This is a genomic window from Streptomyces sp. NPDC099050 (assembly GCF_044759865.1).
In the GTDB taxonomy this organism is placed as follows: domain Bacteria; phylum Actinomycetota; class Actinomycetes; order Streptomycetales; family Streptomycetaceae; genus Streptomyces.
The window spans coordinates 408,751-427,393 of the sequence record NZ_JBIWAE010000002.1; the positions used below are offsets into that span (position 1 = coordinate 408,751).

The 18,643-nt window shown below is 68.9% G+C and carries 18 protein-coding genes and 1 tRNA gene; 7 read left to right on the forward strand and 12 right to left on the reverse strand.

Annotation, left to right across the window (positions count from 1 at the left end; translation table 11 throughout):
• Positions 1-64: 64 nt before the first annotated feature.
• The gene (locus ACIQV3_RS04870) at positions 65-499 is read right to left on the reverse strand and encodes an SCO4225 family membrane protein (RefSeq protein WP_403709790.1); all 435 of its coding nucleotides are present in this window, start codon (positions 497-499) and stop codon (positions 65-67) included.
• Between the two features lie 236 nt (positions 500-735).
• On the opposite strand from ACIQV3_RS04870, the gene ACIQV3_RS04875 reads away from it, so the two are divergent.
• Both ACIQV3_RS04875 and ACIQV3_RS04880 read left to right on the forward strand, forming a co-directional pair.
• Complete coding sequence (locus tag ACIQV3_RS04875; protein WP_403709792.1) at positions 736-2,136, forward strand: pyridoxal phosphate-dependent decarboxylase family protein; 1,401 nt, start codon at positions 736-738, stop codon at positions 2,134-2,136.
• Complete coding sequence (locus ACIQV3_RS04880; RefSeq protein ID WP_403709794.1) at positions 2,133-3,542, forward strand: lysine N(6)-hydroxylase/L-ornithine N(5)-oxygenase family protein; 1,410 nt, start codon at positions 2,133-2,135, stop codon at positions 3,540-3,542. Before ACIQV3_RS04875 ends, ACIQV3_RS04880 begins: the two co-directional genes overlap by 4 nt.
• Before the next feature lie 25 nt (positions 3,543-3,567).
• Here the strand turns inward: ACIQV3_RS04880 and ACIQV3_RS04885 are convergent, their stop codons facing one another.
• Positions 3,568-5,379 (reverse strand): bifunctional metallophosphatase/5'-nucleotidase, encoded by a 1,812-nt coding sequence (locus tag ACIQV3_RS04885; protein WP_403709796.1) that lies wholly within the window; start codon positions 5,377-5,379, stop codon positions 3,568-3,570.
• A 140-nt stretch (positions 5,380-5,519) separates the two neighbouring features.
• Here ACIQV3_RS04885 and ACIQV3_RS04890 point away from each other — a divergent pair, with 140 nt between their 5' ends.
• The gene (locus tag ACIQV3_RS04890) at positions 5,520-6,230 is read left to right on the forward strand and encodes an SIMPL domain-containing protein (RefSeq protein WP_403709798.1); all 711 of its coding nucleotides are present in this window, start codon (positions 5,520-5,522) and stop codon (positions 6,228-6,230) included.
• A 146-nt stretch (positions 6,231-6,376) separates the two neighbouring features.
• Positions 6,377-7,804, forward strand: coding sequence for a pyruvate kinase (gene pyk / locus ACIQV3_RS04895; protein WP_327307283.1), 1,428 nt, complete (start codon positions 6,377-6,379; stop codon positions 7,802-7,804).
• A 25-nt stretch (positions 7,805-7,829) separates the two neighbouring features.
• Here the strand turns inward: pyk and ACIQV3_RS04900 are convergent, their stop codons facing one another.
• Positions 7,830-8,402, reverse strand: a complete 573-nt coding sequence (locus ACIQV3_RS04900; protein ID WP_403709800.1) for an RBBP9/YdeN family alpha/beta hydrolase — start codon at positions 8,400-8,402, stop codon at positions 7,830-7,832.
• An 86-nt stretch (positions 8,403-8,488) separates the two neighbouring features.
• Here ACIQV3_RS04900 and ACIQV3_RS04905 point away from each other — a divergent pair, with 86 nt between their 5' ends.
• Entirely contained in the window at positions 8,489-9,112 is a 624-nt protein-coding gene (locus ACIQV3_RS04905; RefSeq protein WP_403709802.1) for a TetR/AcrR family transcriptional regulator, read from the forward strand.
• A gap of 54 nt (positions 9,113-9,166) precedes the next feature.
• Positions 9,167-9,628: a MarR family transcriptional regulator gene (locus tag ACIQV3_RS04910; RefSeq protein WP_403709804.1), complete on the forward strand. Its 462-nt coding sequence runs from the start codon at positions 9,167-9,169 to the stop codon at positions 9,626-9,628.
• On the opposite strand, the gene ACIQV3_RS04915 is transcribed toward ACIQV3_RS04910, so the two are convergent.
• Both ACIQV3_RS04915 and ACIQV3_RS04920 read right to left on the reverse strand, forming a co-directional pair.
• Complete coding sequence (locus tag ACIQV3_RS04915) at positions 9,625-10,401, reverse strand: helix-turn-helix domain-containing protein (RefSeq protein WP_403709806.1); 777 nt, start codon at positions 10,399-10,401, stop codon at positions 9,625-9,627. The two genes, ACIQV3_RS04910 and ACIQV3_RS04915, sit on opposite strands and share 4 nt — an antisense overlap.
• An 86-nt stretch (positions 10,402-10,487) precedes the next feature.
• Positions 10,488-10,571, reverse strand: a tRNA-Leu gene (locus ACIQV3_RS04920).
• 93 nt (positions 10,572-10,664) lie between these two features.
• Between ACIQV3_RS04920 and ACIQV3_RS04925 the strand changes: the two genes are divergently transcribed.
• Positions 10,665-11,324 (forward strand): ANTAR domain-containing response regulator, encoded by a 660-nt coding sequence (locus ACIQV3_RS04925; protein ID WP_250744985.1) that lies wholly within the window; start codon positions 10,665-10,667, stop codon positions 11,322-11,324.
• A 78-nt stretch (positions 11,325-11,402) separates the two neighbouring features.
• Here the strand turns inward: ACIQV3_RS04925 and ACIQV3_RS04930 are convergent, their stop codons facing one another.
• From ACIQV3_RS04930 to ACIQV3_RS04960, 7 genes are all read right to left on the reverse strand, one after another.
• Positions 11,403-12,119, reverse strand: coding sequence for an ABC transporter ATP-binding protein (locus ACIQV3_RS04930; RefSeq protein ID WP_243338252.1), 717 nt, complete (start codon positions 12,117-12,119; stop codon positions 11,403-11,405).
• A complete protein-coding gene (locus ACIQV3_RS04935) occupies positions 12,116-13,057 on the reverse strand; it encodes an ABC transporter ATP-binding protein (protein WP_403709809.1) in 942 nt (313 codons plus the stop codon). Before ACIQV3_RS04935 ends, ACIQV3_RS04930 begins: the two co-directional genes overlap by 4 nt.
• 4 nt (positions 13,058-13,061) lie before the next feature.
• Positions 13,062-14,876, reverse strand: coding sequence for a branched-chain amino acid ABC transporter permease (locus ACIQV3_RS04940; protein WP_403709811.1), 1,815 nt, complete (start codon positions 14,874-14,876; stop codon positions 13,062-13,064).
• A gap of 5 nt (positions 14,877-14,881) precedes the next feature.
• Positions 14,882-15,811, reverse strand: a complete 930-nt coding sequence (locus tag ACIQV3_RS04945) for a branched-chain amino acid ABC transporter permease (protein WP_403709813.1) — start codon at positions 15,809-15,811, stop codon at positions 14,882-14,884.
• A 144-nt stretch (positions 15,812-15,955) separates the two neighbouring features.
• Positions 15,956-17,188, reverse strand: coding sequence for a branched-chain amino acid ABC transporter substrate-binding protein (locus ACIQV3_RS04950; RefSeq protein WP_403709815.1), 1,233 nt, complete (start codon positions 17,186-17,188; stop codon positions 15,956-15,958).
• 301 nt (positions 17,189-17,489) lie between these two features.
• Positions 17,490-18,236: a Tat pathway signal sequence domain protein gene (locus ACIQV3_RS04955; RefSeq protein WP_403709817.1), complete on the reverse strand. Its 747-nt coding sequence runs from the start codon at positions 18,234-18,236 to the stop codon at positions 17,490-17,492.
• A complete protein-coding gene (locus tag ACIQV3_RS04960) occupies positions 18,233-18,634 on the reverse strand; it encodes a hypothetical protein (protein WP_403709819.1) in 402 nt (133 codons plus the stop codon). Before ACIQV3_RS04960 ends, ACIQV3_RS04955 begins: the two co-directional genes overlap by 4 nt.
• Positions 18,635-18,643: the final 9 nt, after the last annotated feature.

Genomic DNA, 18,643 nt, shown 5'->3' on the forward strand with positions numbered 1-18,643 from the left:
GCCCCGCCCCCGCCCTCCGGGGGGTGGCGGGAGGCCGGGACGGCCCCGCCGCCGGCCGGGGTCCTCACGCCGACGGGTGCTGCTCCGCGCGCCGGGAGGCCAGTCGGCGACCCGCCGACAGCAGCACCCGTACCAGCCCCCAGATCGCCGCCGCGTTGAGCAGCGCCCCGACGAGCAGCGCGGCGTAGAAGCCCCACGTGCCCCCCGAGCCCAGCGATCCGAACGCCGACGGATCCACCCACTCCCCGACAGGAGCCGACGCCGGCTCCAAACCCGTGCGGAGCAGCGCCTCCGGCACGACCAGCGCTCCCGGACCGTCCAGGAACACGTCCGCCACCACAAAGCTGAACGGCGCGGTGAGCAGCAGCGACCACACCCTGGCGAACCACACCTCCCCGGTCCGACTCACCACCTCCACCCACACCTGCACCACCAACACCAGCACCAAGTACCCAACCGGCAGCCACACTTCGAGCCGAGACCGACCTCGCCGTTCCATAGCGCCCCCGTCAACCGGCCACTCCGACGGCCAGTATCGGAACGACAGCGCCCCCGCACCTGAGTACCCCTACTCAGACCGCGGACCCAACCCTCCCGGCGACCGCCAACGGCTGGAAATCAACCACTCATAAACCCGGGCGGTTACCCCATTCGGGTCGGATCGTTGTACCCCCGGGTCCCCGACCCAGCGAGCGGCACCACCCGCCGCCGAACCGTTCCCGTGAGGACAACCGCATGACAGCGCCCCCCGGCACAGGCAGACGGCGCACCGCCCCGCTCGCCGGCGGACCCCACGGCCCCGATGCCCTGCAACCACTCCTCGCCACCGTCCTCGACGCCCTGCGCACCGGAGCCCGCGCCCGCGGCGGACCGCTCCCGGCCGGCGGACCCGAGGCCGTCACCGCCCGCGTCACCGCCGCACTCGGCGAGATCCTCCCCGACCACGGACACGGCGACCACGAAGCCCTACGGACCCTCGTCCACACCCTCACCGCCGGCGCCGCCGACCCCGCCGAGCCCCTGTGCGCAGCCCACCTGCACTGCCCGCCCCTCGCCGTCGCGGCCGCCGCCGACCTCGCCGCCAGCGCCCTCAACGCCTCCCTCGACTCCTGGGACCAGGCCCCCGCCGCCTCAGCCCTCGAGTCGCTCCTCACCCGCACGCTCGCCGCGGAGTTCCACGACACCCCCCACCCCGACGCCGTCCTCACCACCGGCGGCACCGAAGCCAACCACCTCGCGCTCCTCCTCGCCCGCGAACGCCACGGCCCCCACCTCACCGTCCTGCACGGCGCCAACGCCCACCACTCCATCCCGCGCGCCGCCTGGCTCCTCGGCCTGCCCCCCGCCCGCAGCCTCCCCACCCCCACCGGCACCCTCACCCCCGCCACCCTCGCCGAGGCCCTCGCCACCACCACCGGCCCCGTCCTCGTCACCGCCACAGCCGGCACCACCGACGCCGGCCTCATCGACCCCCTCGACGCCCTCGCCGACCTCTGCGACCAGCACGGCGCCGACCTCCACATCGACGCCGCCTACGGCGGACTCCTCCACCTCAGCCCCCGCCACCGCCCCAAACTCGCCGGCCTCGACCGCGCCCGCTCCATCACCCTCGACCTGCACAAACTCGGCTGGCAGCCCATCGCCGCCGGACTCCTCACCGTCCCCGACACCACCCTGCTCGCCCCCCTCGCCCACCGGGCCGACTACCTCAACGCCCCCGACGACACCCAAGCCGGGCTCCCCGACCTCCTCGGCCGCTCCCTGCGCACCACCCGCCGCGCAGACGCCCTCAAGATCGCCGCCACCCTGCGCTCCCTCGGACGGGACGGCCTCACCCACCTCATCGACCGCACCTGCGCCCGCGCCGACCAACTCGCCCGACTCCTCGAAGCACACCCCGCCTTCGAACTCCACGCGGCGCCCACCATCAGCACCGTCCTGTTCCGGCCCACCCACGCCGACGACACCGCACTGGCCACCCTGCGCCGCACCCTCCTCCAGGGCGGCACCGCCGTACTGGGCCGGGCCACCGCCGACGGCCGCCTCTGGCTCAAGGCCACCCTGCTCAACCCCCACACCACGGCGGGGGACCTGGACGCCCTCGTGAACCTCCTGGAAGGCAGCACCCACCGATGACCGCCCAGCACGATGCACCCCACGACCTCGTCGGAATCGGCATCGGCCCCTTCAACCTCTCCCTCGCCGCCCTCGCCCACGGCCTGCCCCAACAAGGCGCCCCGGAACTCGCCACCGCCTTCTACGACCAGCGCCGCGACTTCCGCTGGCACCCCGGACTCCTCATCGACGGAGCCACCCTCCAAGTCCCCTTCCTCGCCGACCTCGTCACCCTCGCCGACCCCACCAGCCCCTGGTCGTTCCTCAGCTACCTCAAGCACAAGGAACGCCTCTTCCCCTTCTACTTCGCCGAGAGCTTCCACATCCAGCGCGCCGAATACGACGCCTACTGCCGCTGGGTCGCCGGACGCCTCCCCGGACTCCACTTCGGCCACCAGGTCGACGCCGTCCGCTGGAACCCCGAACGCGACCTCTTCGAAGTCGACTTCACCCAAGTCGACGCCGACGGAGAAGCCGAAGCCCTCGGCCGCACCTACACCCGCAACCTCGCCCTCGGCATCGGCACCGCCCCCTACGTCCCCGAACCCCTGCGCCCCCTCGCCGAAGCCCCCACCGTCCCGGTGATCCACTCCTCCGAGTACCTCGACAACCGCCGGCGCATCCTCGGCGCCGAACACGTCACCGTCATCGGATCGGGCCAGTCCGGAGCCGAAGTCTTCCTCGACCTGCTCCGCTCCCGCCCCGCCGGCCGCGAACGCCTCACCTGGCTCGCCCGCACCCCCTCCTTCGCCCCCATGGAGTACTCCAAGCTCGGCCTGGAACACTTCACCCCCGACTACACCCGCTACTTCCACTCCCTCCCCGAACCGGTCCGCGACCGCCTCGTCCCCGCCCAATGGCAACTCCACAAGGGCATCGACGCCGCCACCATCGCCGCCATCCACGAGGAGCTCTACCGCCGCACCCTCGACGGAGGCTGGCCCGACGCCGTCCTCACCCCCGGAGTCAGCGTCCGCACCGCCGGCCGCGTCGCCACCACCAAGGTCGAACTCCACCTCGAACACGTGGACCAGGGCACCCGCTCCCGCCTCACCACCGACGCCGTCGTCCTCGCCACCGGCTACCGCGAACGCCCCCTCGCCCGCCTCCTCGCCGGACTCGACCCCTACCTGCGCAAGGACTCCTCCGGCCGCCCCCGCATCGACGACCGCTACCGGATGATCACCGACCCCGCCGTCACCGGCAGCGTCTTCGTCCAGAACGGCGAACGCCACACCCACGGCGTCGGAGCCCCCGACCTCGGCCTCGCCGCCTGGCGCAGCGCCGCCATCCTGAACACCCTCACCGGCAAAGAGCCCTACCCCCAGCCCACCCGCACCGCCTTCACCACCTTCGGCCTCGAACAGCGGGAGCACACCCGCCCCCAACCCCCCGGCGAACTGCTCCCACTGGTCGAGCACCTTTAAGGAGAAACGTTCAGAACACCATCGGCTAGAAGACAGGTGCCCCGGCTCGGGTCAGCCGCCAGTCCACGGACGCGAACTGCGCCGGGTCCACCGTCCCCTTCGCCTTCACCCACTGGACGATCGTGTTGCGTATTTCATCCGAGTTCGCCCACAACTGCTTCGACTGCGGCACGTGCGGGAAGTTCCCGCCACCCGAAGCCCGGTAGTTGTTCACCGCCAGCACGAACCGCGCCGCCGGATCCACCGGCTTCCCCTGGAACGACAGCCCCGAGATCCGCGAACCCACCGGCTCGGACACGTCGACGTCGTACACCAACCCGTACACCGCGTCGTAGTTGTAGTCCGGCGTCCCCTCCGCGTTCGTCAGCTTCGCCGGATCCACCACCTCACCCGGCGCCGTCCGCACGAAGTACTTCGCCGAATACTCCAGATAATCCTTGACCTGCGCACCCGTCAGCAGACGCGCCTCCAGCGTGTTCTCGAACGGATACAGACCCGCCGCATCCCGGATCGTCACCTGCCCGGCCGGAATCGCCGCCGTCCGCGAGAAACACGAAGCCTGCGACAACACCGGCAGCGCACCCCACTCCGTACCCGCCAGCGCGCCCTTCACCGTCTCCGCCTGCACATGGTTGATCAGATCGATGATCGCCACGTCCTTGACCGGACCGTCCGCCGAAGACATCGCCTGCGTCGACGTACCGATCACCTGGTTCACATACGCCACGACCTTGCGGTGCTCGTCCGACAGCAGACCCACGATCTTCGGGTCCTCCACCGCCGCATTCGAATTCAGCACCCGGGCCGACACCTTCGACACCGACCAGCAGCCCTTCGCCCACGTCAGCTCGAAGTCGAACAGCGTCAGCCGCTGCCCCCACTTCAACGGCTCGGACAACACCACGTCCTTGCCCGTCGCCTTGTTCCGCACCCGGTACTCCGGGATCTCCGTATGCGCGTGCCCCACCAGGATCGCGTCGATCCCCGGCACCTGCTCCGCCACCAGACCCGCCGCGTTCTCGATGTACGGCAGCTGGTCCCCGTAGCTCGACGTACCGCTCGAACCCGAATGCGCCGACACGATCACCACATCCGCACCCAGCGACCGCAGCCGCGGCACGTACTTCGCCGCCTGCTCCTCAAGACCCGGGAACGTCATTTTCCCCTGCACGTTCGCCTTGTCCCAGATCGCGATCCCCGGATTCGTCAGACCCAGCACCGCCACCTTCACATCCCGCCCGCACGGCGTCCGCAGCCGGTGCATGCTGTACGGCGGGAACGCCGGCCGCAACGTCTTCGCATCCAGCGCGTTCGCCCCCAGCAGCGGGAAATCGCACTGCTCCTCGAACTTCCGCAGCACCGGAATGCCGTAATTGAACTCGTGGTTCCCCAGCGCCGCCGCGTCATAACCGATCGCGTTCATCGCCTGCGCCATCGGATGCACCGGACCACGCCGCGCCGTGATCGGATCCACCTTCGCGTAGTAGTACGAAAGCTGCGTCCCCTGAATGGTGTCCCCGGCATCGATCAGCAGCGTGTTGCGCCGCCCCTTCTCCGCCCGCACCTGGTTCACCAGCGTCGAGATCTTCGCCAGACCGACGTCGTTGTGCGCCTTGTCGTCGAACTCCCTGTCCGTGAAGTAGTCCCAGTTGAAAACGTTCCCGTGCAGGTCCGTCGTCCCCATCACCGTGAACGCGTACGTCCTCGGCGCCCCGGCGGAAGCGCCGCCGGCCACCGGCTCAGCCGCGGCCGCCGGGGAGCTCGTGGCCCCCGCCAACGCCACAGCCGCACCCGTCGCAGCCGAAGTGCCCAAAAATGTCCTACGGTCGAACGCCATGCCATCTCCCCTTGTGAGGTGCGTGTGTACAGACAGGCAACGCGCGTAGATTCTGACCCAGCAGTAACAAGCCGCAACACCCCCACCAGGTTTCGATCCGATGACCACCCCCGTACGAGCAGCAGTGCGACAGTGAATCCATGACCCAGGACGCATCGCACGCATCGCACCAGCCCTACGGAACCCCCGAAGTCCCCCGCGTCGCAGTCCGCGGCGAAGCCACCCTCGAAGTCGACCCCGAAATCGCCCGCATCGGCATCACCGTCAGCGCCCGCGGCACCGACCGGCGCACCGCCCTCGAAGACCTCACCCGCCGCAACAACGCCGTCCTCGACCTCGTCAAAAGCTACGGCGACCCCGTCGAAAAACTCGAAACCGGCGCCTTCTCCATCACCCCCGAACTCACCCGCCACGGCCGCGGCGAACGCATCCGCGCCTACCACGGACGCGTCCACCTCACCGCCGAACTCAACGACTTCACCACCCTCGGCGAACTCACCACCCGCCTCGCCGACCTCGAACTCACCCAAGTCGACGGACCCTGGTGGGCCCTGCGCCCCACCTCACCCGCCCACGGCGAAGCCCGCCGCCAAGCCGTCCTCGAAGCCGTCCAGCGCGCCCGCGAATACGCCGCCGCCCTCGGAGCCGAACTCGCCGCCCTCGTCGAACTCGCCGACCTCGGAGCCGAGAACGCCCCCGCCCCCTTCCAGGCCGCCGGCGGCGCCATGCGCACCATGGCCTTCAGCGCCGCTGAAGACGCGGGCGCCCCCGCCCTCGACCTCGAACCCCAGCGCCAGACCGTCTACGCGCAGGTGAACGCACGCTTCACGATGACCCCTCCCCAGCTCTGAAAACCCGAACATTCGGTGCCCCGGGGGTGCTCATCAGAGCACCCCCATGCACATTCAACAATTGTCAACAAGCTTTTGCTCAAAGGTTGTTGAGTGGACACCCGGAACCAATTTCCTACTCCCTGGTAGGGGCATACGCTCGCCTCATGCGCCGAGCGAAAATCGTATGTACCCTGGGCCCCGCCACCGACTCATACGACCAGATCAAAGCCCTGGTCGAAGCCGGAATGGACATCGCCCGCTTCAACCTCAGCCACGGCACCTACGCCGAACACGAGGACCGCTACCAGCGCGTCCGCAAGGCTGCCGACGAAACCGGCCGCAGCGTCGGCATCCTCGCGGACCTTCAAGGCCCGAAGATCCGCCTGGGCCGCTTCGCCGAAGGCCCCGTACTCCTTGAACGCGGCGACGAATTCACCATCACCGTCGAAGACCATGAAGGCGACCGCCACACCTGCGGCACCACCTACAAGGGCCTCGCCGGAGACGTCACCACCGGCGAACGCATCCTCGTGGACGACGGCCGCGTCACCCTCGAAGTCACCGCCGTCGACGGACCCCGCGTCCACACCCGCGTCATCGAAGGCGGCATGGTCTCCGACAACAAGGGACTCAACCTCCCCGGCGTCGCAGTCTCCGTACCCGCCCTCTCCGAAAAGGACATCGACGACCTCCGCTGGGCCCTGCGCATCGGCGCCGACATCATCGCCCTCTCCTTCGTCCGCAGCGGCAGCGACATCGAAGACGTCCACCGCATCATGGACGAAGAAGGCCGACGCCTCCCCGTCATCGCCAAGGTCGAAAAGCCCCAGGCAGTCGAAAACATCGACGACATCGTCGCCGCCTTCGACGGCATCATGGTCGCCCGCGGAGACCTCGGCGTCGAAATGCCCCTGGAACAAGTCCCCATCGTCCAGAAGCGCGCCGTCAAGCTCGCCAAACGCAACGCCAAGCCCGTCATCGTCGCCACCCAAATGCTCGACTCGATGATCGACAACTCCCGGCCCACCCGCGCCGAAGCCTCCGACGTCGCCAACGCCATCATCGACGGCACCGACGCCGTCATGCTCTCCGGCGAAACCAGCGTCGGCAAATACGCCATCGAAACCGTCCGCACCATGTCCCGCATCGTCGAAGCCGCCGAAGAAGACATCCTCGCCAAGGGCCTCCCCCCGCTCACCGACCGCAACAAGCCCCGCACCCAAGGCGGAGCGGTCGCCCGCGCAGCCGCCGAAATGGGCGACTTCCTCGGCGCCAAGTTCCTCGTCGCCTTCACCCAGAGCGGAGACACCGTCCGCCGGCTCTCCCGCTACCGCTCGCCCATCCCCCTCCTCGCCTTCACCCCCGACCCCGCCACCCGCTCCCAGCTCAACCTCACCTGGGGCGTCGAAACCTTCCTCGGCCCCCACGTCGACTCCACCGACGCCATGGTCGCCCAGGTCGAAGAAGAGCTCCTGCGCATCGGCCGCTGCGTACCCGGCGACGTCGTCGTCATCACCGCCGGCTCACCCCCCGGCGTCAGCGGATCCACCAACCTGGTCCGCATCCACCACATCGGCGACGCGGTCCGCTGACCCCGCCCGCAGGCAACTGCAGCGACTACAGCACCTCCCGTATAAGACGCACCGCGTCGGGCAACACCAAGCGGCTCTCACCCGTACTCGGGAAGTGCCCGCCCGACGCGGTCACCCGCGCCTCTGCGCCCAGCTCCCGCACGAACCGCGACACGTGCTCACCCGTCGCCTCCCCGGTCACCGGGTCATCCGCCGCGTGCAGCACACGGAACTCCCGCGCAGCCCTACGGATCCGCTGCCAGTCGAACTCCGGCGAGAAGAACGGCGCCAACGCGCCAAACCCCACCTCGCCGGACATCGACGCCACGAACACCACCCCCGCGAACGCGCCCTCGGCCTCCGTGTCGTGCTCCTGCAGCAGCCGCAGCACATTGACCCCACCCAGACTGTGCCCCACCAGCACCGTCTCACCGGCCGGCGCACCGTCCGTCGCCGCCTCCAGCTCCTTCAGCCACACATCGGCCTCCGGAGCGAACGGCTCGGGGAAGTTCGGAATCCGCACCTCATGCCCCTCCGAGGCGAACTCCTCACCCGTCGCCGTGTACCAGTGCTCCCCGGCACTCATCCCGTACCCGTGCGCGATCACGATCCTGCCCATGGCTCCGCCCCCTGTACCGGTCGGTCGATCCTTCAATCAAAACGCTCCGCCGCGTTTCGATAAAACGCTAGGGCTATCGTGAAGCCGTGTCAATCACTCCTTCGAGCAACTCTTCGAGCACCCCGCCCCGCACCGGCGGCCGCCTCCGCAACGAAGACGCCCACCACTCCGTCCTCGAAGCCACCGCCGCACTCCTCGTCGAGAACGGCTACGGCTCCCTCACCATCGAAGGCGTCGCCAAGCGCGCCAACGTCGCCAAGAGCACCGTCTACCGCTGGTGGAAATCCAAGCCCGCCCTCGTCATGGACGCCTACGCCCACGAGACCGCAGCCCGCGTCCCCGAACCCGACACCGGCACCGGCACCCTCGCCGGCGACCTCACCGCCTTCGTCGCCGACCTCTACCGCATCGGCCGCGACCCCGTCCGCACCAAAGCCCTCACCGGCCTCATGGCCGAAGCACAGCTCGACCCCGCCTTCGCCGAACCCTTCCGCGCCTGGGTCGCCACCCGCCGCGACGTCGTCGTCACCCTCCTGACCCGGGCGGCAACGCGCGAAGAGCTCCCCGCCGGCACGGACCTCGACCACGCCACCGACCTGGTCTTCGGCCCGTTCTGGTACCGCCTCCTCGTCGCCCACGCCCCCCTCGACCCGGCCGACGCGGAAGCCCACGTGGCGACCGTCCTGCACGGCCTCGCCGGGCGGGTCTGAGCAGACAGCAAGTCGGCTTGACCTCAAGCCGACTTGAGGTCATAGCCTCCGGGCATGACGACGATCAAGACGTACTCGCAGGACCAGCTCGCGGCCCAGCCCATCGGCTACTGGGCCCGCGAGGCCGCCAACCTCGCCATAGGCGGCCTCCGCGCCGCTCTCGCCGAGGAGAACCTCACCCAGCCCCACTGGTGGACCCTCAACCACGTGGCCGCGGCCCCGGCCCACTGGAAGCGTGCGGACCTCACCGAGAAGCTCACCGCGTACGACGACCAGGACACCGACTTCGACGCCCTGTACGACGACCTCGCGGCCCGGGGCTGGCTCACGGAGACGGACGGCGTGCTGACCCTCACCGAAGCGGGCGAAGCCGGCCGCGTCCGAGCGCACGACCGCAACGCGAAGGTGCACGCACGGATGCGGGAGGGTGTGGACGATGCCGCCTACGCGGCGACCATCGACGGCCTGCGCCGCATGGTCGCCAACCTGGGCGGCAGCGGCGACCTGCCGGGCTAGTACTTCGGCCCGATGTGCTCGTCCATCAGCGCGACGGAGGCCTTGCGCGCGATGGACACGTTGAAGGGGTCGCTGCCCCGGGCCAGGATCGTCCACTGGACGCCGACCTTGACGAGGGTGTCCGTACAGAGCTTGCGGATGTCGTCGGACTTGTTCGTGAAGAAGTACCGGGGGTACTCGTAGCGCTTCCCGTTGCGGACGGTCCAGTTGGTGACCCGGCACCCGTCGGAGTGGATCAGCCCCCGGACGAACTCCCACGGGTGCGCGTCGACGATGGCCTGCTGCCAGTCCTCCAGGACGATGCGGCGGTCGTGCTTCTTGCCGGGCCCGTGCTGCGGGAACAGGCACTCCAGGTGCTTGGAGTACACCTTGACGTCGTGGCACCCGACCTTGCTTGCCAGGCACACCCGGTTGAAGGGGAACACCCGCCGGATTGACTGTTCTGCGGACCTCATGAGGCCGGGCCACTTGTTGTCACAGGTGATCCTGAGGCTTGGAACGCGGTGACCCGCATGGTGACTTATGTGGCCGTCGCCGAGATAGAGACCGAGCAAGTACGAGTAGGCGTGCCGGTCGAGTGGGCTTCCGTCGCATCGTGGACAGCTGGGATTGTGGGCCCCAGGACATTCGCCGCGCCTCGCGCGATCCTTGTGCTTCCAAGAGCTGACGGTGCCGAGCGGCACGTTCAGTCGGCGGGCCACGTCTGCGTTTCTCGTGCCGCCACGCAGCAGGGAGACGGCCATCTGTCGTACTTCGAGGCTGTGAAACTTCATGGCGCCACCCTGGGTGACGCGCCATGGCAGTACGTAGCAAAAAGCGGACGTTCACACGAAAGTGAACGTCCGTTTTTCGAACACTGTGCCGGGTATGGGATTCGAACCCACACGTCCTTTCGGACAGAGGTGTTTGAGACCTCAGCGTCAGCCAGTTGCGCCAACCCGGCTAGGTTGCACGTCAGGAGTGTACCGGGTGACCATGCTGCGCCGCTGCTAGGTAGGCTCATCCAAGCAGCACAGCCCCGCAAAGAGGAGCCGCAGTGACCGCCGAGCACGAGTCGACGCCCACGCCCGACGCCGACCAGTCGCACGTTCCGCCGCTGACGACGCGCGTCGTCATCGCCGAGGACGAGGCGCTCATCCGTCTCGACCTCAAGGAGATGCTTGAGGAAGAGGGCTACGCCGTCGTTGGTGAGGCCGGAGACGGGCAGACCGCCGTCGAGCTGGCCCGGGAGCACCGTCCCGACCTGGTCATTCTTGATGTGAAGATGCCCGTCCTCGACGGGATCTCCGCCGCCGAGAAGATCGCGGAGGAGTCCATCGCCCCCGTGCTGATGCTCACCGCGTTCTCGCAGCGCGACCTCGTGGAGCGGGCGCGGGACGCCGGGGCCATGGCGTACCTCGTGAAGCCCTTCAGCAAGAGCGACGTCGTCCCCGCCATCGAGATGGCCGTGTCCCGCTTCGCCGAGCTCCGTGCGCTGGAGAAGGAGGTCGCCGACCTCTCGCTCCGCCTGGAGACGCGCAAGCTGGTGGACCGCGCCAAGAGCATCCTGCAGACGCAGTACGGGCTCTCCGAGCCGGCCGCCTTCCGGTGGATCCAGAAGACCTCCATGGACCGCCGCATGTCCATGCAGCAGGTCGCCGAGGCCGTCATCGAGGACGCCGAGGAGAAGAAGGCCGCCGCCGGCAAGGGCGAGTAGCAGCCCCAGTACGGCAAACAGTGAGGCCCCCTCCGGATCCAGGATCCGGAGGGGGCCTCACTCGTACACGAAGGGTGCTCAGTCCTCGCCGAGGTACGCCTTGCGGACGTCCTCGTTGACCAGGAGCTCGCGGCCCGGGCCCGACAGGACGACCTTGCCGATCTCCATCACGTGGCCCCGGTCGGCCAGGGAGAGCGCCGCCTGGGCGTTCTGTTCGACCAGGAGGATGGTCGTGCCCTGGGACTTCAGCTCGGCGATGGTCGCCATGATCTTCTGCATCATGATCGGCGAGAGGCCCATGGAGGGCTCGTCGAGCATGAGCAGCTTCGGGCGGGACATGAGCGCGCGGCCCATGGCGAGCATCTGCTGCTCGCCGCCCGAGAGGGTGCCGGCGGCCTGCTTGCGGCGCTCTCCCAGGATCGGGAAGAGGTCGTAGGCGCGCTGGACGTCCTTCTGGATGCCGTCCTTGTCCTTGCGGAGGAAGGCGCCCAGGAGGAGGTTGTCCTCGATGGTCATGCGCGGGAAGATGTGCCGCCCCTCGGGGGAGTGGGCGAGTCCGAGCGCGACGATGTCGTGCGCGGGGATCTTCTTGAGGGACTTGCCCTGGAACTTGATCTGGCCGCCGCGCGGTTTGATCAGGCCCGAGAGGGTGCGCAGGGTCGTCGTCTTGCCGGCGCCGTTGGTGCCGATGAGGGTGACGATCTGGCCGGCGTCGACGCTGAACGAGATGCCCTTGACGGCTTCGATCTTGCCGTAGGCGACGCGGAGGTCCTCGACCTCCAGGAGTGCGGTCACCGGTCTTCTCCGTCCGTGCTGGTCGCGCTGGTCGTGCTGTCCGTCGCCTCGTCGTCGGTCGCCGTGTCGGCCGTAGCGGCCTCGCTGTGTGCTTCGGCTGCTTCGATTTCGGCGAGTTCTTCGGCGCCGGGGGCGCCTTCGAAGGGTTCGCCGAGGTAGGCGGCGATGACGCGCTCGTCGCCCTGGACCTCGGCGGCGGTGCCTTCGATGAGCTTTTCGCCCTGGACGAGGCAGGCGACGCGGTCGCAGAGGTTGAAGATGAAGCGCATGTCGTGCTCGATGACGAGTACGGCGATGCCCTGGTCCCGGATGGCGAAGATGAGTTCTTCGGTGGCGCGGGTCTCCTGCGGGTTCATGCCGGCGGTGGGCTCGTCCAGGAGGATGAGGCCGGGGTCGCTGGCGAGCGCGCGGGCGATTTCGAGCTTGCGCTGCTCTCCGTAGGGGAGGTTGCGGGAGAGGTGTTCGGCCTTGTGGGCGAGGCCGATGAACTCGAGGAGTTCCATGGCCTTCTCGCGGCTCGCCGCTTCTTCCCGGCCGAAGCTGGGGAGGCGCAGGAGGGAGGCCCAGAGGCCGACCTTGGTGCGGGTGTGGCGTCCGACGAGGACGTTTTCCAGGACCGTCATGTTGTTGAAGAGACGGATGTTCTGGAAGGTACGGGCGACGCCGGCGGCGGTGACCTTGTACGACTTGGGCGGCAGGACCTTGTCCTTGTACCGGACTTCACCCTCGGTGGGGATGTAGAGGCCGGTGAGGCAGTTGAAGAAGGTGGTCTTGCCGGCGCCGTTGGGGCCGATGAGGCCGACGATCTCGCCGCTGCGCACGGTGAGGTCGACGTTCTTGACGGCGGTGAGGCCGCCGAAGCGCATCGTGACGCCGCGTGCGTCGAGGACGGTCTCCGCCGTGGTGGCGGCGGGCGTGTCGGTGGTGGTGGTCGTCATGGGTTCAGACCCCTGCCTTGCCGAGGACCGTGGGCGCTTCCATGGACTCGTGGAGTTCGAGTTGGTTGCGCTTGTTGGGGATGAGGCCTTCGGGGCGCAGTCGCATCAGGACGATGAGGGCGAAGCCGAAGACGAGGAGCTGGTATTCGCCGAGGAACTGGAGCTTGTTGGGGATCAGGAAGAGGAGTGATCCGCCGACGAGGGGTCCGGCGATGGTGCCCATGCCGCCGAGGACGACCGCGGCGAGCAGGAACGCGGAGTTCGGGGGCACGGAGTTGGCGAACTGGTACTGGTCGGGGGTGACCGTGTACTGGACGTGTGCCTGGACGGCGCCGGCGAGGCCGGCGAGGGTGGCGCCGAGGGCGAAGGCGATGAGCTTGACGCGGAAGCCGTTGATGCCCATGGCTTCGGCGGCGGTTTCGTCTTCGCGGATGGCGACCCAGGCGCGGCCGATGCGGGATTCCGCGCTGCGGCGGAAGACGAGCACCACGATGAGGGTGATCAGCAGCATCAGCAGGAAGTAGTTCGCGAAGCGGCCGATGGTGAACCCGGCGATGGTGTGCGAGGCGCCGAAGTCGAATCCGAAGAGGTTGACGTTCGGGATGCCCGCGATGCCGTTGGGTCCGTTGGTGATGTCGGGGCCGGAGGTCCCGTCGAGGTTGTTCATGGAGATGCGGAAGATCTCACCGAAGCCGAGCGTCACGATGGCGAGGTAGTCGCCGCGCAGGCGCAGGGTGGGTGCGCCGATGAGGACGCCGAAGATCATGGAGGCCGCGGCGCCGATGAGGATGGCTCCCCAGAAGGGGATGTGCACGCCGAAGGGTGAGTTGGGGGAGCCGGAGACGAGGGCCGCGGCGTAGGCGCCGACGCCGAGGAAGGCGACGTAGCCGAGGTCGAGGAGGCCGGTGAGGCCGACGACGATGTTCAGGCCGAGTGCGACGGTGGCGAAGATCAGGATGTTGACGCCGAGGTTCGCGTACTGGTCGTCGGTCTGGGTGAGGGGGAAGAGGGCCGCGGCGGCGAAGGCGCCGACGAGGGCGACGTTGCGGTGGCGGGCGGTGAGGGTGGTGACGCGGGCCAGGAGGCCTGCCTTGTTGAGCGCTGCGGCACCGAATGAGGCGGTGAACAGGAAGCCGATGAAGAGTTCCTGGTACGGGGTGGTGATGCCGTAGGTGAAGACGGTGAGCGCGAGGCCGAGGACGGCTGCGATCAGGAGGATCTCGGTCCAGGCCGGGAGGGCGCGGGCGGGCCGGAGGGGGCCGGTGGCGAAGGCGGCCTTGAAGGTCGTCCAGCGGTTGCCGGCTTCGTGCTTGAACTTCTCCCACTGGGTGTCGTCCGGGTCGGGGCCTTCGAGTGCGGGGCGCTCGAAGGGGAGCGCGAAGGCGCCGATGACGGCGAGGAGGGTGACCAGGGCGGCGATGCCGGCTCCGGGTTCGAGGTCGACGACGGCGCCGAGCTCGACCACGATGGAGATGACGGTGTACCAGGTGGTGGCGAAGGCTCCGAGTGCGGCGAGTTTGATCGCTGCGTCGGCGCCGGCGGGGGTGAGCCAGCGCAGGCCCTTGGTGCCGTAGGAGGCGATGCCGAAGAGGGCTGTGAGGGCGCCGCCGATGAGGACGAGCCACTGGAGGCCGCCGGGGTAGCCGTAGACGGTGAGGTCTCCGGGGTAGGCGGTGGTCCAGGTCCAGGCGAGGAACGCGGAGACGACGGTGAGGGCGCCGCCGGCGGTGGCGAGGGCGCGGGCCGTCTTCTCGGGGAGGGGGATGAATCCCTTGGCCGTGGCGTTGGTCTTCGCGGTGTCCGCGGTGATGGTCGTCATGGATGTCACACCCTGTCCGCCACGCGCTGGCCCAGCAGGCCTTGCGGCCGGAAGAGGAGCACGAGGATGAGAAGTACGAACGCCCAGGTGTTACCCCAGGACTGGCCGCCGAGCTGTTCGAAGCCGGGGATTTCGGCGACGTAGACGGTGGTCAGGGTTTCGGCGAGGCCGAGGACGAGGCCGCCGACCATGGCGCCGTAGATGTTGCCGATGCCGCCGAGGACGGCGGCGGTGAAGGCCTTGAGGCCCAGCAGGAAGCCCATCTTGAACTGGACTTCGCCGTACTTGAGGCCGTAGGCGACGGCTCCGATGGCGGCGAAGACGGCTCCGAGCGCGAACGCGGTGGTGATGATGCGGTCGGTGTTGATGCCCATGAGCTTGGCGGTGTCGGGGTCCTGGGCGGTCGCCTGCATGCCGCGGCCGGTGCGGGTCTTCTTGACGAAGAATCCGAGGAAGGCCATGGAGATGGGTGCGGCGAGCAGGAGGAAGACGTCACCGGTCTGGATGGTGACGCTGCCGAGGTGGAAGGGTCCGCCGGGGATCTCGGGGAAGATCAGCGAGGATTCCGCACCCGGGTACCAGGCCCATACTGCCTGCTGGAGGGCGATGGAGAGCCCGATGGCGGTGATGAGCGGGGCGAGCCGTGGTGCGTTGCGCAGGGGTCGGTAGGCGAAGCGTTCGGCACCGACGGCGATCAGGGTGGCGACGATGATCGCGCCTATGATCATGAGCGGGAGGGCGATCCACATGGTGGTGCCCCCGGGGAGCATCAGCCAGACGGTGAGCGCTCCGAATCCGCCGGTCATGAAGATCTCGCCATGCGCGAAGTTGATGAGCTGGACGATGCCATAGACCATCGTGTAGCCGATGGCGACGAGCCCGTACATGGATCCCAGTAGCAGGCCGTTGACCAGCTGTTGCGGCAGTTCGTGCACCGCAGGTCCTCCGAGTCTTTCGACGGATGTGACTCCGCGCGGGGCGCTTTTTGTGCGCGCCCCGCGCGGCAGGTTGGTGGTGCTCCCGTGGCCGGCCGTTCGAGCGGACTACCGGCTACGGGTGGGGGTGGTGACCGGTGTGGGTCAGCCGCCGAGGGTGCCCGACTCGACGGACTTCCACTCGGTGCCCTCGACCTTGTAGACGGTGAGCTGCTTGTTGGTGGCGTCACCGAACTCGTCGAAGGAGACCTTGCCGGTCACGCCCTCGAAGGAGACTCCCTGGACTGCGGCGAGGACCTTGGCGCGGGCGTCGCTGGGGAGCTTGCCGTTGTTGGCGTCGACGGTGGCCTTGACGGCCTCGATGATCGCCCACGCGGAGTCGTAGGAGTAACCGCCGTAGGCGGCGAAGGGCTCCTTGTATCCGGCCTTGGTGTAGTTGGCGACGAAGTCCTTGGCGGAGGGCAGGCTCTCGACGGGCGCGCCGACCGAGGTGGCGAGGTCGCCCGCGGCGCCGGCGCCGGCGAGCTCGACGTACTTCTTGTCGTAGATGCCGTCACCGCCGACGAGCGGGATGTTGGTGCCGGAGGCCTTGATCTGCTTGCTGAGCGGGCCGGCCGCCGGGTACTCGCCGCCGTAGTAGACCACGTCGGCGCCGGAGCTCTTGACCTGGGTCACGATCGCGGAGAAGTCCTTGCTCTCCGGGTCGATGTGGCCTTCGCCGACGACCTGGCCGCCGAGCTTGGTGAACTCGCCCTTGAAGGTGCCGGCGAGGCCCGCGCCGTAGGTCTTCTTGTCGTCGATCAGGAAGACCTTCTTCTTGCCCGCCTTGTTGAAGAGGTACTGCGCCGCGAACGGGCCCTGGATGGCGTCCGTGGTGGCGGTGCGGAAGTAGCTCTTGTAGGTGCGGACCTTCTCGCCGGTGGCCCACTTCGGTCCCTGCGAGAGGGACGGGCTGGTGTTGGCCGGGGAGATCTGGGCGAGCTTGGCGTCGTCGAAGACCTTCTGCATGGACTCCGAGACGGAGGAGTTCAGGGGGCCGACGACACCGAGCACGTCCTTGTCGGCGACGAGCTTGGTGGCGTTCTGCTGGCCGGACGCGGCCTGGGCCTGGTCGTCGAGGGCCTGGATCTTGAAGGTGACGCCCTTGACGTACTTCTTCTCGTTGGCCGTCTTGGCCGCGAGGTCGGCGGAGTTCTTGATGCCGAGGCCGAGGGCCGAGAGGTCGCCGGTGAGGGGGGCGTCGACGCCGATGACGACCGTGGTGTCGCCACCGCCGGCGCTTTCGCCGCCCTTGTCGTCACGCGAGCCACAGGCGGTGAGAGTGAGGGCACCCGCGGCGAGAGCGGCGGTGACGGCAATGAGAGAACGCTGACGCACGATCAGTCCTTTCCTGGCACTGCGCCCCCCGTGGGACGCACCGTGTCGAACGCGGGGAACCGAACTGATGGAAATCCGGCTGGTCGCGGTGACTGGCCGTGACTCTAAGCGGGTCTTCGGACGTTATGGAGGGTTGAGGCCAATGATGTGACTCTCTTGTTATGCCACGGCGTAATACATAGCGGATCTCTGCGGGTGGAAAGGGGGAAATCCGGCCGGTTCGTCTTGTCCGCATGGTGAGACGCGTGAGGACCGTCCGGCGGTTTGAGTACTGTCGCGCCAGGACTCTGGGCCCTTTTGGTCATGACGGCGGAGGGGTGCCCGCGTCTCGATCTTCGGGACACGCCCTGGTCAGGGCGGTGGAGAGATCCCTCGCATAACGGTCACCGGGGATGTAGCTGTGATCCTCTTTTTCAAACTCATTACTTAGGGTTACTTCGAGGAAAGGGAGTCCGGAATTCCGTGCCACATGCACGCAGTTTGTGACTCGAATCCGTACTGCGAGGTCACGGGCCTCGCCCGGGGCGAGCGTGGCCGGAAGTGGTGGCCGGACCTCGATCGTCAGCGCCCGCGAGGACTGCGTCAGCCGCTCCAGGGTGACGGCCGGACCGGCCGCGGCGCGCACACGCACGGTGAACGCGAAGGCCGTGCCCGAGCGGTCCTGTGCGGGCCCTTCCGTGTCCGGGCCGAGGTAGGCGAGGGAGAACACCTGCGAGGGCGCCGGCGGCCTATACGGGGCGAGGCGCGGCCGGGCCGCGTACAGCGCGGCCCCGCCGGCGATGACGGCGGACGCGCAGGTCAGCGCCCCGAGGGCCAGGACGGCCCGCCGGTGGCCCTCGTAGGCCTCGCGGACCCGCCGGGCGGCTGGGGGCGTACGGGAGCCGGGGCGCGGGCCCTCGGGGCGCTTGGAGCCGCCTGGGTCGCCGGGGTCGCCTGGGTCGCCGGGGCCGACGGCCCCGTCAGCTCCGTCGGCCCCGTCGTTCCCGTCGTTCCCGTCGAGGGGCAGGGTGCCCTCTCCGGGCTCGATCGGGCCGATGCCGCCGCTCACTGCCAGGGGCCGTCCGTCGGGGCGCCCGAGCGGTAGCGGTCCGCGCAGCGGCGCTCCGCCTCCCGGGCGGTGAGCTCGCGCGCGGCGGCCGGGCCGCCGGTGTTCCGCTCGGCGCGGGCGTCGGCGAGGACGGCGCGCAGGATGTCGTTCTGGCCGCCGGACAGGCCCATGGACTGGTAGTCGAGGGCGACGGCGTCGCGGCCCTCGCCCGCGTCCAGGATCACGCCCGCCCAGTGGGTGATCAGGCGGGTGCAGATGTCCTGGGGCGCCGGTGGGGCGGAGGTGGCGGGGGGCGGGGTCGCGGGATCGCCGCCGGCGCAGCCGAGCGGTGCGGCGGCCAGCAGCGCCGTCGTCGCCGCCGCGGCCAAGGCGCGCCGCGGCGCCGGTCCGGATCCCATGCGGGGAAC